Here is a 14,158-nt window from a genome sequence, read left to right as displayed (position 1 = left end):
CTTCAACCTTCAACCTTCAACCTTCAACCTTCAACCTTCAACCTTCAACCTTCAAAAATAATAATTTATCTCTGCGTTACACACAAAATTAGACAGGATGTCTGATTGCTTGGTACTGAAATTGCTTAAACATTGTATGAACCAAGCCATCTATAAAAACTTAAGATATGGAGCTTCCTATGACAGACTCTCCGCTTAAAGATTCAATATCTTTATCAACACAAACAGTGCAAACTTCTGACGATTATTTTGAAAAAAGACAACTTAAACAAGGTGCTGTCGGCTGGCTACTTTTAGTCGGTTTAGGCGTGGCTTATGTCATTTCTGGTGACTTTGCAGGCTGGAACTTCGGTTTAGCTCAAGGTGGCTGGGGCGGTATGTTCATTGCAACAGTCGTAGTTGCCATTATGTATCTATGTATGTGCCTTGCCATGTCTGAAATGGCGACCATGCTTCCCACGGCTGGTGGAGGTTATAGTTTCGCCCGCACCGCTTTCGGCCCCTTAGGCGGTTATCTCACAGGTACTGCAATTTTAATCGAGTACGCCATCGCACCTGCTGCTATTGCCTGCTTTATTGGTGCTTATTGTGAATCATTATTTGGTATCGGTGGATGGATCATCTATTTGATCTGCTATCTGATTTTTATGGGCATTCATCTCAAAGGTGCGGGTGAGGCACTGAAAATCATCTTTGTGATTACCGCAGTTGCTGCTGTGGCCTTATTTGTATTTTTCGTCGCAATGGCACCCCATTTCAACAGTGCCAATCTGTTTAATATTGCTCAAACTGAAAATATTGGGGCAAGCAATTTCTTACCTATGGGCTATATTGGGATATGGGCTGCCGTGCCTTATGCAATTTGGTTCTTCTTAGCCGTTGAGGGTGTACCACTTGCAGCAGAAGAAGCTAAAGATCCATCCAAATCACTCCCGCGTGGTTTAATCGGTTCTATGCTTATCCTTGCTGCATTTGCCATGCTCATTTTGTTCCTTGGTGTTGGAGCAGCTGGTGCAGATCAATTAAAAGAATCAGGTGCCCCATTGGTCGATGCACTTGTTGCAGTCTATGGACCAAATACGTGGCTTGCTAGTTTTGTCAATTTTGTGGGGTTGGCTGGCTTAATTGCAAGTTTCTTCTCTATTATCTACGCCTATTCACGCCAAATTTTTGCCTTATCTCGTGCAGGTTATTTACCGACATCCCTGTCACTCACAAATAAAAATAAAGCACCTTATTTAGCCATTATCATCCCTGGCATCATTGGCTTTTTACTATCGCTAACTGGTGAAGGTGATCTACTCATTTTAATGGCCGTGTTTGGTGCGACTATTTCCTATGTTTTAATGATGCTGTCCCACATCAAACTCCGCATCAGTCGCCCTGAACTACCACGCCCATACAAAACACCAGGTGGCATTGCGACTTCATCTATTGCCTTAATTTTAGCCAGTATCGCAGTAATTGCAGGCTTTGTGGTCGACCCTAAAGTTTGGTTTATGGCGGCTGGTATCTATGTGGTATTTATTGCTTACTTCATCTTTTATAGTCGGCATAAACTGGTGCAAGGAACACCTGAAGAAGAGTTTGAAAATATTCGCAAGGCTGAGCAAGAATTATAAGAGGACCTTTCAAAATGGCTTATAAAACTTTGATTGGACATCAACATTATGTTTTTAATGACTTAAAAACGCTTATGGCAAAGGCAACACCATTGCGATCGGGAGATCAATTGGCAGGTGTTGCAGCTGAACATGCAACGGAACGTGTTGCTGCACAAATGGCTTTGGCAGAGGTTCCACTCAAACAATTTTTAACTGAGGCATTAATTGACTATGAACAAGATGAAATCACACGCTTAATCATTGATGAGCACCGTAGTGATTTATTTGCCCCTATTTCACATTTCACTGTAGGTGACTTTCGCAACTGGTTGCTCAGTGCAGATGCAAGTACAGAAAAGTTACAGCAACTTGCCTTAGGCTTAACACCTGAAATGGTAGCCGCTGTCAGTAAAATTATGCGTAATCAAGACTTGATTTTGGTGGCCAGCAAATGTGAAGTCATCACCCAATTTCGCAACACCATCGGTTTAAAAGGGCATCTTTCCACTCGTTTGCAACCCAATCACCCTACAGATGATCTCTTGGGGATATCGGCCAGTATTTTGGACGGACTGATGTATGGCAATGGTGATGCAGTAATAGGGATTAACCCCGCAACGGATAACCTCCAAAATTTATCAGAACTCTTAAAACTCCTCGATCATATTATTCAAGAGCATCAAATTCCAACCCAATCTTGTGTGCTAACCCATATCAGTTCAGGCATTCAACTGGCTGAAAGAAATGTGCCGATTGACCTGATGTTTCAATCTATTGCAGGAACTCAACTTGCCAACGACGGCTTCGGGATTAATCTTGAGTTACTCCGTGAAGGTTATGAAGCGACACTCGCTTTGAAACGCGGCACTGTGGGACAAAACGTGATGTACTTTGAAACGGGTCAAGGCAGTGCTTTATCCAGCAATGCCCATCACGGCGTTGATCAACAAACCATAGAAGTTCGCGCTTATGCAGTCGCACGTAAATTTAACCCACTGTTGGTCAATACCGTGGTTGGATTTATTGGTCCAGAATATTTATATAATGGCAAACAAATTATCCGAGCAGGTTTAGAAGATCATTTTTGTGGCAAGCTTCTCGGCTTACCAATGGGATGTGACATTTGCTATACCAACCATGCCGATGCTGACCAAAATGACATGGATGTATTACTCACCCTCTTTGGTGCAGCAGGGTTGAACTTTATTATGGGCATTCCAGGTTCAGACGATGTCATGCTGAACTATCAAACCACATCGTTTCATGATGCCTTGTATTTAAGACAGCTTCTGGGTCTAAAAGCCGCACCTGAATTTGATACGTGGCTCGCCGAACAAGGAATTTTTAAACAACAGCAACAATACATTCAGTGGCCTGAACACATGCCACCTCAGTTTGAAAAACTTTTACATATATAAGGAGCAACCTATGTCACTTGTTCCTCTCGAAAACTATCAATCCGAACAGCATCAGGATGTTTGGGAAAATCTTAAAAAATTTACCGATGCACGAATTGCAATCGGACGTGCAGGTTGTAGTATTCCTACGCATGAAATGCTGAAATTCCAACTGGCCCATGCTGAAGCACAGGATGCAGTACATCAAGCTTTAGATGTCGATCTATTGGTCTCTAGTTTTAAAACCCAAAGTTTGGATAGTTTAACCGTACATAGCCAAGCCGAAGACAAGCAGGAATATCTAAAACGTCCAGATCTAGGGCGTTTGCTTAATAGTGAATCCTATCGTGGCTTACAAATGTTTAAAGCAAGTAACCCACAAGCTTATGATGTTTGTATTGTGATTGGGGATGGTCTTTCTGCACGTGCAATTGAAGAAAATGCCGTACCGTTTATTCAGCACCTCATCCCGCATTTGCAAGCTGAGCATTGGTCTATTGCTCCTATCGTTATTGCAACAGGCAGCCGAGTTGCTTTGGGTGACCAAGTTGCCGAATGCCTACACGCTACAATGTTGGTCATGCTGATTGGAGAACGCCCTGGTCTCAGCTCACCAGACAGCATGGGGATTTATTACACATGGAAAGCTAGCACTGGTACCCTAGACGCAAAAAGAAACTGTATTTCTAATGTTCGTCCTGCGGGTTTAAGTATTCTAATTGCAACACAACGGCTAATGTCACTCATGCGTGGTTCAAAAAAACTTGGCTATTCTGGGGTTGAGCTAAAAGACGAACACGAAATGGTGAGTCTGGACACTGCGCATACCCCTAAACGTTTATTTTAATTCTGAAGCAGATTAGCCATTACTTTGGCTAATCTGCTCTCTATCTAACTTACCTTTGCAGTGCTTGCTCAACAAAATGTAAGCGATCTTGTCCCCAGTAAATCTCATCCTGCACAAAGAATGTCGGTGCACCGAAAATGCCCCGTTGAATGGCCAGTTCCGTTTCAGTGATCAGTTTTTGCTTCACCACATCCGACTGAACCATACTCATGATGTCATCTACAGAAAAGCCACTTGGTTTTAACACCTCTGCTAAGACAGCAGGTTCATTAAGGTTTTTGGGTGTACCAAACATCGCATCGAATAAAAGTTTTAAAACTTGCTCAAACTTTTCTAAATGCAACAATTGAACGCCTGTCAAAATACGCATCAAGGTTAAAGTATTCATGGGAAAATGTGGGTTCATTTGCATGGGAATGCCGTAATAATCAGCCCAACGCTGCATATCTAACATGGAATAAATACCTTTACTCGGAATCTCTATCGGACTTCTATTCCCTGTCTCCTTAAATACGCCACCCAATAAAATAGGTTTATATATGATTTGAAAACTTTGTTGCTCGGCCATTTGCCGTAACCGATAGTAGGCCAAATAACTATACGGGCTGCCCAAGTCAAAATAAAATTCTACGGTTTTCATGCTTTGTCCTTTTACCACGTTTCCATCCAAGGTCTTAAATCCAACTCATGCGTCCATGCATCACGCGGTTGTTGCGACAAATGCCAATAATTTTCTGCAATATGTACAGGGTTTAAAATGCCATCCTGCTCTTTACGTGCATACAACTCTGGGAAAGTGTCTTTGATGAAGTCTGTATCAATTGCACCATCAACCACCACATGGGCTACATGAATATTTTTAGGTCCCAATTCACGCGCCATACTTTGGGCTAAGGCACGTAATGCATGCTTTGCACCTGCAAAAGCGGCAAAGTTTGCTGCACCTCTTATTCCTGCGGTTGCCCCTGTGAAGATAATGCTCCCTCGATCCCGTAGTACCATTCGCTTCGCTACTTCACGCCCTGTCAAAAATGCACCGAAGCATGCCATCTCCCAAATTTTAAAATACTTACGTGCAGTTTCTTCTAAAATGCTACACGGCACATTCGCCCCGATGTTAAACACCAAAACATCAATTTCACCAATATTGGCTTCAATTTCTTCCACCAAAGCAATGACTTGATCTTCTTTACGTGCATCGGAAGCAAAACCATACGCAATCCCCCCTTCAGCCTCTATGTCCGCAATTAAGGGCTGGAGCTTTTCGGCATTTCTTCGCGTCATACAGCTGATATAACCGCCACGGGCAAAACGTTTGGCAATTTCCCCCCCTGTTGCATCGCCTGCACCAATCACCAATGCCACTTTCTTTTTAGCTTCGGTCAATTGCGACTGTTGTTCTTGCTGTGTTCTATCCATAAATATTTTCCTTTTATAAAATAACGATCGTTATTATAACGATCACTATGTTATAGTTTTCAAAATCAGTCAATAATATTTTGATGAAATCACTATGCGCTACAAAACAGGTTATAAAGAAGAAAAACGTAAAGAGTTACTTAAAATCAGTGGCCAACTGGCCAAAAAACAAGGTTTTGCCAGTACTGGTGTCGATAGCTTTATGCAAGCCGCTCAAATGACCAGCGGCGCTTTTTATTCACATTTTTCGTCAAAACACGAATTATTTGAAGCACTCATTGAGTCAGAGCTACAACACAGTTTTCAGGCATGGCAAGCCAATCCTCATGAAAAACTATCTGACTGGATTGATTTTGAACTAGATCGCTATTTAGCTTTCTCTCATGTCCTGCGCCCAGATCATGGTTGTGTCATTCCCGCCTTGGCAACAGAAGTTGCACGTAGTAGCGAAAGCACAAAACAATGCTTTCAAAAGGAAATGCTTCGTGGTCATGCTTTATTTACACAGCATCTGGGCAGTGAAACACAAGCTTGGGCTGTACTGTGCCAACTGGTCGGAGCTATTGTCATGGCACGCAGCATGGCTGATGAACATTTACAACATGAGATCTTAAACTCAAGTAAATGGATGATTAAAAATATGTTGCAACTTAAACAAAGTGAATGATTCCATTTGTCGTGTTTTTCTACATATTTTCTTCGTTCTTGACTTCAACTTCGGCTCATTTCCCTGTACATTTTTAGGCTCCTTAGTACCAATAAACGAGCCTGTCATGACTGTATTACCTGATACTATTTACGCCATTCAGCATCTTGCGTTTGAAGATCTAGGCGCATGGGAAGATGTGTTATATCAATTGGGTTATCGGGTACGATATTTTGAAGCAGGTAAAGATGACTTAGCTAAAGCATTAAGTTATGACGGTTTAACCGTCATCTTAGGTGGCCCTATCGGGGTGTATGAAACCGAAGACTACCCATTTCTACAACAAGAAATAGACCTACTGAAAGTGCGTTTAGAAAAAAATTTACCCACTTTAGGCATTTGCCTCGGTGCACAGTTAATCGCACATGCTTTGGGTGCAAAAGTGTATGCAGGTCATAGTAAAGAAATTGGCTGGAGTCAGTTACAGCTCCATACTCTTGAGCATAATCCATTACAAGCACTTGAAGGAACTGAAGTCCTGCATTGGCATGGGGATACGTTTGACCTCCCTGCGCAGGCTGAACTTTTAGCCAGCTCAGAGGTTTATCCTAACCAAGCGTTTCGTGTAGGCAAAAACATTCTCGGTTTACAGTTCCACCCTGAAGTCGCCGCCGATGGTTTAGAAAAATGGTTGATCGGGCATACCGCAGAGCTGCGCCAAGCAAGGATTAATATTCCAGCCCTACGTGCAGACAATCTACGTTTTGCAGCACCCTTAGAGCAAGTCTCAGGTCAGGTTATAGCAACGTACATGCAACAGCTGGTTGAAGTGAAAACTGCTTCTTAATACAAATGAAAACGAGTTCAAACTTTATAGAGTATAGTGATACCTTACCCATTCTTTTAGTATTGCTTATCTGACATGCTATAAAAAAGCACCTCTGAACTCTTTCTAGTAGGTGCTTTTTTAAAATATATCACTTATTTTTTAACCCTATTGGGCTACGGCGTGAGCTCAATATTCAAAGCACATATTTTCATCTTTTTCAAAATGAAAAGAGCAACTAAGTTAGTTATAAATATACAGCTCCAGAAAAATATAGTGATATTTCAGATAAGAATAAAATCAAAGCATCGAATGGCGAGAATATGTAGAAAATCTTACAAATAAATAAAGTATTATTTATAAAGTCCAATGATTTTCAACTAGGGGCATATAAAGAAGTTCTTATTAACAGGCGCTCTTTCAATTCAAACACAGAACTCTAGACTTTATATTTTAATATTCAACGAAAATTAATAATTTAACAAATGAGAATAATTCTCTTTAATTTTATGGGTTATTTCTTTATATTTATCCCGTTTTTCCAACTATATAAATATTTAGGGGTACTAGTGAAACACTCTTTCATAATTCTTACTTTGGGACTGTTAATAACTACACTTTCTGGTTGTGCAACATCTCGTGGACTGATTCAAGTCCCTACACCTCATAATCCTACATCTTATCAAGAAGCAGCAAATTCTAAAAAAGTAGTGATTGCACTCGTTGAAGATGACCGAACTTTCGAAGATAAACCTGCAACTGCCGACATCCCATCTTTAAAAGATGGCTTGGCTAAGGCAACTGAAGCAGATAAAGCAAAAGCTGTTGCTCGTAAAAGAAATGGATATGGAAAAGCCTTAGGCGATATTTTGTTAGAAAAAGAAACCGTCTCAGAATTATTACAAAAACGTACTACCCTCGCTCTCGAACGATCTGGGTATGTAGTTCTTGAAAATAATGAAACTAACCGAGCAAATGCCGACTTTGTTCTCAACATTAAAATCAATAAGTTTTGGTCATGGTTCCAACCAGGATTTGCATCCATCAAAATCCATTCTGAAATTGACACAGATATTAGCAATACAAAAAATTTAGCTGCTGAACCTGTTCATGTTTACAGTAAAGTAGTTAAATCTGCACAAGTTGCCAATGGCACCAAATGGATTGAAAATATTGATAATGTCCTAAATGACTACGAAACCAAATTAATATCATCCTTAACAAAAGTAACGCCATAACAGCTTAATTCATATATCCAAGTATAATTTAGATGAATAAAGCCCTAAAAAAGGCTTTATTCATCCACATATTTGGTTTTAAGATAACCCCTAAAGAATCAAACATTGCAAGCCGTAAAGATTAATCAATAAATCAGCTACTCACTTTTATTTTTCTATCATAATGGGTGGGTGTGTCAGATTAATCTGGCCATTTTTTATTAAATTCCCTATCTATATAGATGAAAAATTTATGATTTCCAATCAAATAAGTATTTTAATTAAAAAAGGATCTTTTTAATATTCAGCTTAAAATAAATATTTGCAGTAAATACATAGTTATTCTATTCAACATACATGCTTTTCTAAGGGAGGAAATCATTAGTGTGAAATTCACCAATTGATTTTATGACTTTTCCACTAACTATTAAGTTCAAGAAGCTTTAGGACTGCTGTCTGCGCATTTTTTTGCTGAATTTCTAATAATTAAATAGCATTACTTCTAAAAAATCATAGTAATGCACAAGTTTAAACCACGTTAAATAAATTCCGATACTCGCATTTTGGGTAAAATTTCTATGAACCTATTAGTTTTATTATTATTTTGAGCAGAAGGATCACATTTCTTGTAAGGATGTTAGAAACAAAAAAGCTTACCAAGGCTCTCTCCTTCCTTGATAAGCTTTTGTATTACAAAAATTATTTTGCAACCGATGCTTCAGTCGTGATATTCACTGTGATCTTATCACCTACGTTCGGCACATAAGCTCCTACACCAAATGCAGAACGGTCAAATGAAGTTGTCGCATTGAAACCAATAGATTGAGCTTTCGTCATTGGATGCTCACCTTGCTTATTCAATACAGCATCCAATACAACAGGCTTAGTCACGTTTTTAACAGTTAAGTCACCTGTGATTTTGTATTTGTTTGCACCAACCGCTTGTACTTTAGTACTTTTAAAAGTGATGTTTGGATATTTTGCTGCATCAAAGAAATCTGCACCCTGTAAGTGCTCATCCAAAGCTTTTACATTGGTATTCAAGCTAGATAATGGAATCGTTACATTCACATACGAATTTGCAGGTTTTGCATTATCAACATTAATGACACCCTGAATGTCGCTAAAGTTTGCAGATGGTGTTGAAAAACCGAAGTGGTTCCATGAAAACACTGTTGCAGTATGTGTAGGGTCAATTTGATATGCTACAGGTTTCGCCATAGCAAATGTAGTTGCAGTTGCAACAGCCAAACCGATTGTTAAAGCTTTAAAGTTCATGTTTTTATCTCACACTGGAATACTGTTTAGTTTATAGAGTTTTACAGCGAATACACCCATAAAGATAAAACGATATGTTGCAAGTTTAGAACGATAAATTTGTTCTAAAATGTAGTCTTAGCACTACATTTTATATTGAATAAAACCTGTTTTCTTCGCGACTTTGTTATAGAGTTGCTGAGCGACTAAATTATCCTGATGGGTAAGCCAATAGACTCGATCACATGCTCGCTTTTCAGTATGCATTTTGACATGTTCGATTCAAGCTCTTGCACCCCCTAGCCCACGATAGCCCTCATGCGTAAACAAATCTTGTAAGTAGGCATAAGGCTTTAGCATCTAACAGCTATCATGTTCTACCACATGCACAATACCTACAATTTGCTCATCGAGTTTCGTGGAAAAACCATACATATGTACAAGCTTAGGATCGGTAAGTTTATTCCATGTATGTTCAAAGATTTACTGATCCAGATCAGCCAGATAAAACGTTGATAGGCCTGCCACAACACCAGCCAATAGGACTGATTTATTTCGTCCAGTCGCACAATTTGAATATTTTCTACATCTTATTTTGATCCGATCTTTCGTAACATTTCGTTTTTCTATTGTTCATATTTAAACCGAAATCTACCCAAAGAAAAAGCCTTATTGAATCACTTCAATAAGGCTTCTTTTAGACGTGGTAACCATCATAGTTTTTCAATCAGAATCCGATCAATCAACTTCATACCGGTTTGCTTTTCATGGTTTTTACGACGGATCTTAATTTGCTTATCTTCTGCTAAATCTTGCAATAACAGTTCAACAGCAACCATCGCCTCCAAAGGTAGATCTGGTCCAATCCACTTCTGTTCGCCCGCATCCATCAATACAACTTCATCATGAATTTGATCGTACAAGCTCATATCATCACCTAAAATTTATGCAGCTACTTCAGCAGCAGCTTGCATATTATACGCCATTCAAAATAAAAGACGCCCCTTAACTGGAGCGTCCTTCAAACAGTTAATTTCTAAAATTAAGCTGTCAATTCTTTTACCGCAGCAACAACTGCTTCAGTCGTAATACCGAAGTATTGGTATAAGTCTTTCGCTGGTGCAGATTCACCATAAGTCGTCATACCAATTACACGACCGTCTAAACCTACAAACTTCCACCAGTAATCTACATGCGCTGCTTCAACAGCAACACGCGCACGAATGTTTGATGGAAGAACCGCTTCACGGTACGCTACATCTTGCTTCACAAACTCTTCTGCGCATGGCATAGATACGACACGCACACCTTCAAGCTGTGCATGTGCTTCCATTGCTAAAGATACTTCAGAGCCTGTCGCGATAATAATCGCTTTTAATTCGCCTTTTTCTTCAGCCAATACATAACCACCTTTCGCTACATTTGCAATCTGTACATCTGTACGAGCTTGGAATGGTAGGTTTTGACGAGAGAAGATCAACGCAGTTGGGCCTTCTGAACGCACAAGTGCAGATTTCCAAGACACAGCGGCTTCAACAGTGTCACATGGACGCCAAGTATTTAAGTTTGGTGTACCACGTAAAGATGCAATTTGCTCTACAGGTTGATGCGTTGGACCATCTTCACCCAAACCAATTGAGTCATGTGTATATACATGGATTACACGTTGTTTCATCAACGCAGACATACGTACTGCATTACGCGCATATTCCATAAACATAAGGAATGTTGCAACGTAAGGAATGAAACCACCGTGAAGCGCAACACCGTTTGCAATTGCAGTCATACCAAACTCACGTACGCCATAGTGTACGTAGTTACCCGCTGGATTGTCTTGAACACCTTGGCAACCTTTCCAAAGTGTTAAGTTAGAACCAGCCAAGTCCGCAGAACCGCCTAATAATTCAGGCAATAATGGACCAAATGCTTGCAATGTGTTTTGACTTGCTTTACGTGTAGCAATGGTTTCGGCTTTTGCATTAGTTTCAGCAATAAACGCATCTGCTTGAGCAAGGAATTCAGTTGGCAATTCACCTGAAAGACGACGTTTCAATTCAGCTGCTTCAGTTGGATATTTTGCTGTATATTGCGCAAATAACTCATTCCAAGCCGCTTCAGAAGCTGTGCCTTTTGCTTTTGCATCCCATGCTGCATAAACGTCAGCAGGAATTTCAAATGGACCTTCTGCCCAACCTAATGCTTCACGTGTTAATGCGATTTCGTCATTACCGAGTGGCGCACCGTGACAGTCTTCTTTACCTTGTTTGTTTGGTGAACCTAGGCCAATAATCGTTTTGCAGATAATGATCGTTGGTTTTTTCGTTTCAGCTTTTGCTTGCAAAGTTGCAGCACGTAATGCATCTGCATCATGACCATCAGCTTTAAGAACTTGCCAACCGTAAGCCAAGAAACGTTGCTCTGTATCGTCAGAGAACCAACCTTCTACTTCACCATCAATCGAAATACCGTTGTCGTCATAGTAAGCAATCAGTTTACCCAGACCTAAAGTACCTGCAAGTGAACATGCTTCATGAGAAACACCTTCCATTAAACAGCCATCACCTAAGAAGCAATAAGTGAAATGGTCAACAACACTTAAGCCATCTTTATTGAACTGCGCTGCTAAAGTTTTTTCAGCTAAAGCAAAACCAACTGCGTTTGCAATCCCCTGACCAAGCGGACCAGTCGTAGTTTCAATACCTGGCGCATAACCTAATTCTGGGTGACCCGGCGTTTTAGAGTGCAGTTGACGGAATGCTTTTAAATCTTCAATTGATAAATCATAGCCCGTAAGGTGCAATAACGCATATTGCAGCATAGAGCCATGACCATTTGATAGTACAAAACGGTCACGGTTCGCCCATTGTGGGTTAGTCGGGTTATGGTTGAAAAACTCACGCCATACCACATCAGCGATATCAGCCATCCCCATTGGCGCACCTGGATGTCCAGAGTTTGCTTTTTGCACAGCATCCATTGCCAATACACGAATTGCGTTTGCAATACGACGTTCGTTAAGCGGGGTTGTCATAGGTCAGAGTCCAAACAAATGATTTAAAGAGTAAGATGAATAGAATTCAAAGATAGGTGTATTGTCTTAAAAAAAGAGGAATGGGTAAAGCCTAATGGACAATATTTCGCTATTTATTCATCATCAATGTCTAATAAATGCGGGCATTGCCTAAAATCACAACAATTTGACTCAGAAATGCCTCACTAGCTTTTCTCTGGTTCAAATCCCATACGATAGAATCTTCAACTTTTAAAAACAAAGCTCAATCATCCTATTCACTAATCAGAACAAACCGTTATCTTTGAGTATCAAACACATCACAGCATACATTTGTATTTTTTACATACAATTAAACACGCATGGTGAATTTTATTCATTTTTTTAGATTTTTCATGAATTAGGACAAATTATAGATTCTTTTATGATACATATTTTGAGCATTTTTTATTTAATGCCACAACAAGAAAACCAATAAAAAATAATTCAAGTTTTTGTTTTATATCAAAATATAAACAGCGCATAACCATCCAAAATACATGCCTCTATATTTTGAAGAAAAACCCGTTAATTTGCCATTTCGAACTAAAAATAAACGCTATATCAATTTTTTAGATGCCTATATCAGATAAAAAGTCGTTGAATTGAAATAAATTCAGTCATTTTGGTCGTGTAGAACTGGCTCAAACGGCTAAGTCGATGTACCATATTGCGTCTTTTAAATTAACTGTGATAGGACTTATGCGCGAGTACGCTGTATTTACCTCGGAATCTGTAAGCGAAGGCCATCCAGATAAAATGGCTGACCAAATCAGTGATGCTATCTTGGATGCGATCTTAAAAGAAGACCCATATGCGCGGGTTGCTTGTGAAACGCTTGTAAAAACGGGTGCGGTAGTACTTGCCGGTGAAATCACAACAACTGCAAATGTTGACTTTGAAGCAGTAGTACGCCAAACCGTAAATGGCATTGGCTATCACCATTCTGACCTAGGTTTTGATGGTTCAACCTGTGCTGTGATCAACATGATTGGTAAACAGTCACCAGAGATTGCTCAAGGTGTAGACCGCCAAAAGCCTGAAGATCAAGGGGCAGGTGACCAAGGTTTAATGTTTGGTTATGCAAGCCGTGAAACTGACGTGCTTATGCCTGCTCCAATTTCATACGCACACCGTTTAATGGAAAAGCAAGCTGAACTACGTCGCAGTGGTGCTTTACCATGGTTACGTCCAGATGCAAAAAGCCAAGTAACTTTTGCTTATGAAAATGGCATGCCTGTTCGTTTAGACGCAGTGGTTCTGTCTACCCAGCACGATCCTGAAATTTCTCAAAGCAACTTAAAAGAAGCTGTTATTGAAGAAATCGTGAAAAAAGTAATTCCTGCTGAGATGTTCCATGCAGACACCAAATTCCACATCAACCCAACAGGAATGTTTGTGATTGGTGGCCCAGTGGGCGACTGTGGTTTAACAGGCCGTAAAATCATCGTAGACACCTACGGTGGTATGGCACGTCACGGTGGTGGTGCTTTCTCTGGTAAAGATCCATCTAAAGTTGACCGTTCTGCTGCTTACGCAGGTCGTTATGTTGCGAAAAACATTGTAGCTGCGGGTCTTGCAGACAAATGTGAAATCCAAGTGTCGTATGCCATTGGTGTGGCTGAGCCAACGTCTATTTCAATCAATACCTTCAATACAGCAAAAGTATCTGAAGAGCTGATCATTGCATTAGTCCGTGAACACTTCGACTTACGTCCATACGGTATCACTCGTATGCTTGACCTCATTCAACCGATGTATAAGCAAACTGCTGCTTATGGTCACTTCGGTCGCGAAGGTTCAGATACTGCATTTACATGGGAAAAAACTGACAAAGTGGAAGCGCTTAAAGCTGCAGCTGGTCTATAAGTTTGATTCCAAAAGAAACCCGCTTAA

At 40.1% G+C, this 14,158-nt stretch carries 12 protein-coding genes and 1 pseudogene; 7 read left to right on the top strand and 6 right to left on the bottom strand.

The features are described 5' to 3' along the window. Window positions 1-179: 179 nt before the first annotated feature. From eat to eutC, 3 genes are read left to right on the top strand one after another with little or no spacing between them, the layout of a single operon-like run. Entirely contained in the window at window positions 180-1,622 is a 1,443-nt protein-coding gene (gene eat, locus DPG01_RS17195) for an ethanolamine permease (RefSeq protein WP_086210172.1), read from the top strand. 14 nt (window positions 1,623-1,636) lie between these two features. Continuing rightward, a complete protein-coding gene (locus tag DPG01_RS17190; protein WP_110975885.1) occupies window positions 1,637-3,022 on the top strand; it encodes an ethanolamine ammonia-lyase subunit EutB in 1,386 nt (461 codons plus the stop codon). Window positions 3,023-3,032: 10 nt separating this feature from the next. Continuing rightward, window positions 3,033-3,848: an ethanolamine ammonia-lyase subunit EutC gene (eutC, locus tag DPG01_RS17185; RefSeq protein WP_110975884.1), complete on the top strand. Its 816-nt coding sequence runs from the start codon at window positions 3,033-3,035 to the stop codon at window positions 3,846-3,848. A 49-nt stretch (window positions 3,849-3,897) separates the two neighbouring features. Here the strand turns inward: eutC and DPG01_RS17180 are convergent, their stop codons facing one another. Both DPG01_RS17180 and DPG01_RS17175 read right to left on the bottom strand, forming a co-directional pair. Beyond that, window positions 3,898-4,488, bottom strand: coding sequence for a 2-hydroxychromene-2-carboxylate isomerase (locus DPG01_RS17180; RefSeq protein ID WP_110975887.1), 591 nt, complete (start codon window positions 4,486-4,488; stop codon window positions 3,898-3,900). A gap of 11 nt (window positions 4,489-4,499) precedes the next feature. After that, window positions 4,500-5,267 carry an SDR family oxidoreductase gene (locus tag DPG01_RS17175; protein WP_110975883.1) on the bottom strand — a complete coding sequence of 256 codons (768 nt, stop codon included), beginning with the start codon at window positions 5,265-5,267 and terminating at the stop codon, window positions 4,500-4,502. Window positions 5,268-5,361: 94 nt separating this feature from the next. On the opposite strand from DPG01_RS17175, the gene DPG01_RS17170 reads away from it, so the two are divergent. The 3 genes from DPG01_RS17170 to DPG01_RS17160 all read left to right on the top strand — a co-directional run bounded on the left by DPG01_RS17170 (window position 5,362) and on the right by DPG01_RS17160 (window position 7,977). Then, window positions 5,362-5,934: a TetR/AcrR family transcriptional regulator gene (locus DPG01_RS17170; RefSeq protein ID WP_110975882.1), complete on the top strand. Its 573-nt coding sequence runs from the start codon at window positions 5,362-5,364 to the stop codon at window positions 5,932-5,934. Window positions 5,935-6,040: 106 nt separating this feature from the next. Beyond that, window positions 6,041-6,760 carry a glutamine amidotransferase gene (locus DPG01_RS17165; RefSeq protein ID WP_110975881.1) on the top strand — a complete coding sequence of 240 codons (720 nt, stop codon included), beginning with the start codon at window positions 6,041-6,043 and terminating at the stop codon, window positions 6,758-6,760. 563 nt (window positions 6,761-7,323) lie between these two features. Continuing rightward, window positions 7,324-7,977 carry a flagellar biosynthesis protein gene (locus DPG01_RS17160; RefSeq protein ID WP_110975886.1) on the top strand — a complete coding sequence of 218 codons (654 nt, stop codon included), beginning with the start codon at window positions 7,324-7,326 and terminating at the stop codon, window positions 7,975-7,977. Window positions 7,978-8,655: 678 nt separating this feature from the next. Here DPG01_RS17160 and DPG01_RS17155 read toward each other — a convergent pair. From DPG01_RS17155 to tkt, 4 genes and pseudogenes are all read right to left on the bottom strand, one after another. Beyond that, window positions 8,656-9,234, bottom strand: a complete 579-nt coding sequence (locus DPG01_RS17155; RefSeq protein ID WP_086210178.1) for a YceI family protein — start codon at window positions 9,232-9,234, stop codon at window positions 8,656-8,658. Window positions 9,235-9,357: 123 nt separating this feature from the next. After that, window positions 9,358-9,782 (bottom strand): annotated as a pseudogene (locus DPG01_RS17150) (GNAT family N-acetyltransferase). Window positions 9,783-9,926: 144 nt separating this feature from the next. Next, window positions 9,927-10,142 (bottom strand): hypothetical protein, encoded by a 216-nt coding sequence (locus DPG01_RS17145; protein WP_004696769.1) that lies wholly within the window; start codon window positions 10,140-10,142, stop codon window positions 9,927-9,929. Between the two features lie 113 nt (window positions 10,143-10,255). After that, window positions 10,256-12,244 (bottom strand): transketolase, encoded by a 1,989-nt coding sequence (gene tkt, locus DPG01_RS17140; RefSeq protein WP_110975880.1) that lies wholly within the window; start codon window positions 12,242-12,244, stop codon window positions 10,256-10,258. A gap of 720 nt (window positions 12,245-12,964) precedes the next feature. On the opposite strand from tkt, the gene metK reads away from it, so the two are divergent. Next, window positions 12,965-14,131, top strand: coding sequence for a methionine adenosyltransferase (metK, locus tag DPG01_RS17135; protein WP_086210181.1), 1,167 nt, complete (start codon window positions 12,965-12,967; stop codon window positions 14,129-14,131). The last annotated feature ends 27 nt before the right edge of the window (window positions 14,132-14,158 follow it).

The organism is Acinetobacter sp. WCHAc060042, from assembly GCF_003231195.1.
In the GTDB taxonomy this organism is placed as follows: domain Bacteria; phylum Pseudomonadota; class Gammaproteobacteria; order Pseudomonadales; family Moraxellaceae; genus Acinetobacter.
This window is presented reverse-complemented; position numbering and strand designations above follow the sequence as displayed.

Coding starts and splice junctions, on each gene's coding strand:
- eat (WP_086210172.1), top strand. CDS start 180: ATGACAGACTCTCCGCTTAAAGATTCAATATCTTTATCAACACAAACA.
- DPG01_RS17155 (WP_086210178.1), bottom strand. CDS start 9,234: ATGAACTTTAAAGCTTTAACAATCGGTTTGGCTGTTGCAACTGCAACT.
- tkt (WP_110975880.1), bottom strand. CDS start 12,244: ATGACAACCCCGCTTAACGAACGTCGTATTGCAAACGCAATTCGTGTA.
- metK (WP_086210181.1), top strand. CDS start 12,965: ATGCGCGAGTACGCTGTATTTACCTCGGAATCTGTAAGCGAAGGCCAT.
- DPG01_RS17170 (WP_110975882.1), top strand. CDS start 5,362: ATGCGCTACAAAACAGGTTATAAAGAAGAAAAACGTAAAGAGTTACTT.
- DPG01_RS17145 (WP_004696769.1), bottom strand. CDS start 10,142: ATGAGCTTGTACGATCAAATTCATGATGAAGTTGTATTGATGGATGCG.
- eutC (WP_110975884.1), top strand. CDS start 3,033: ATGTCACTTGTTCCTCTCGAAAACTATCAATCCGAACAGCATCAGGAT.
- DPG01_RS17165 (WP_110975881.1), top strand. CDS start 6,041: ATGACTGTATTACCTGATACTATTTACGCCATTCAGCATCTTGCGTTT.
- DPG01_RS17190 (WP_110975885.1), top strand. CDS start 1,637: ATGGCTTATAAAACTTTGATTGGACATCAACATTATGTTTTTAATGAC.
- DPG01_RS17180 (WP_110975887.1), bottom strand. CDS start 4,488: ATGAAAACCGTAGAATTTTATTTTGACTTGGGCAGCCCGTATAGTTAT.
- DPG01_RS17175 (WP_110975883.1), bottom strand. CDS start 5,267: ATGGATAGAACACAGCAAGAACAACAGTCGCAATTGACCGAAGCTAAA.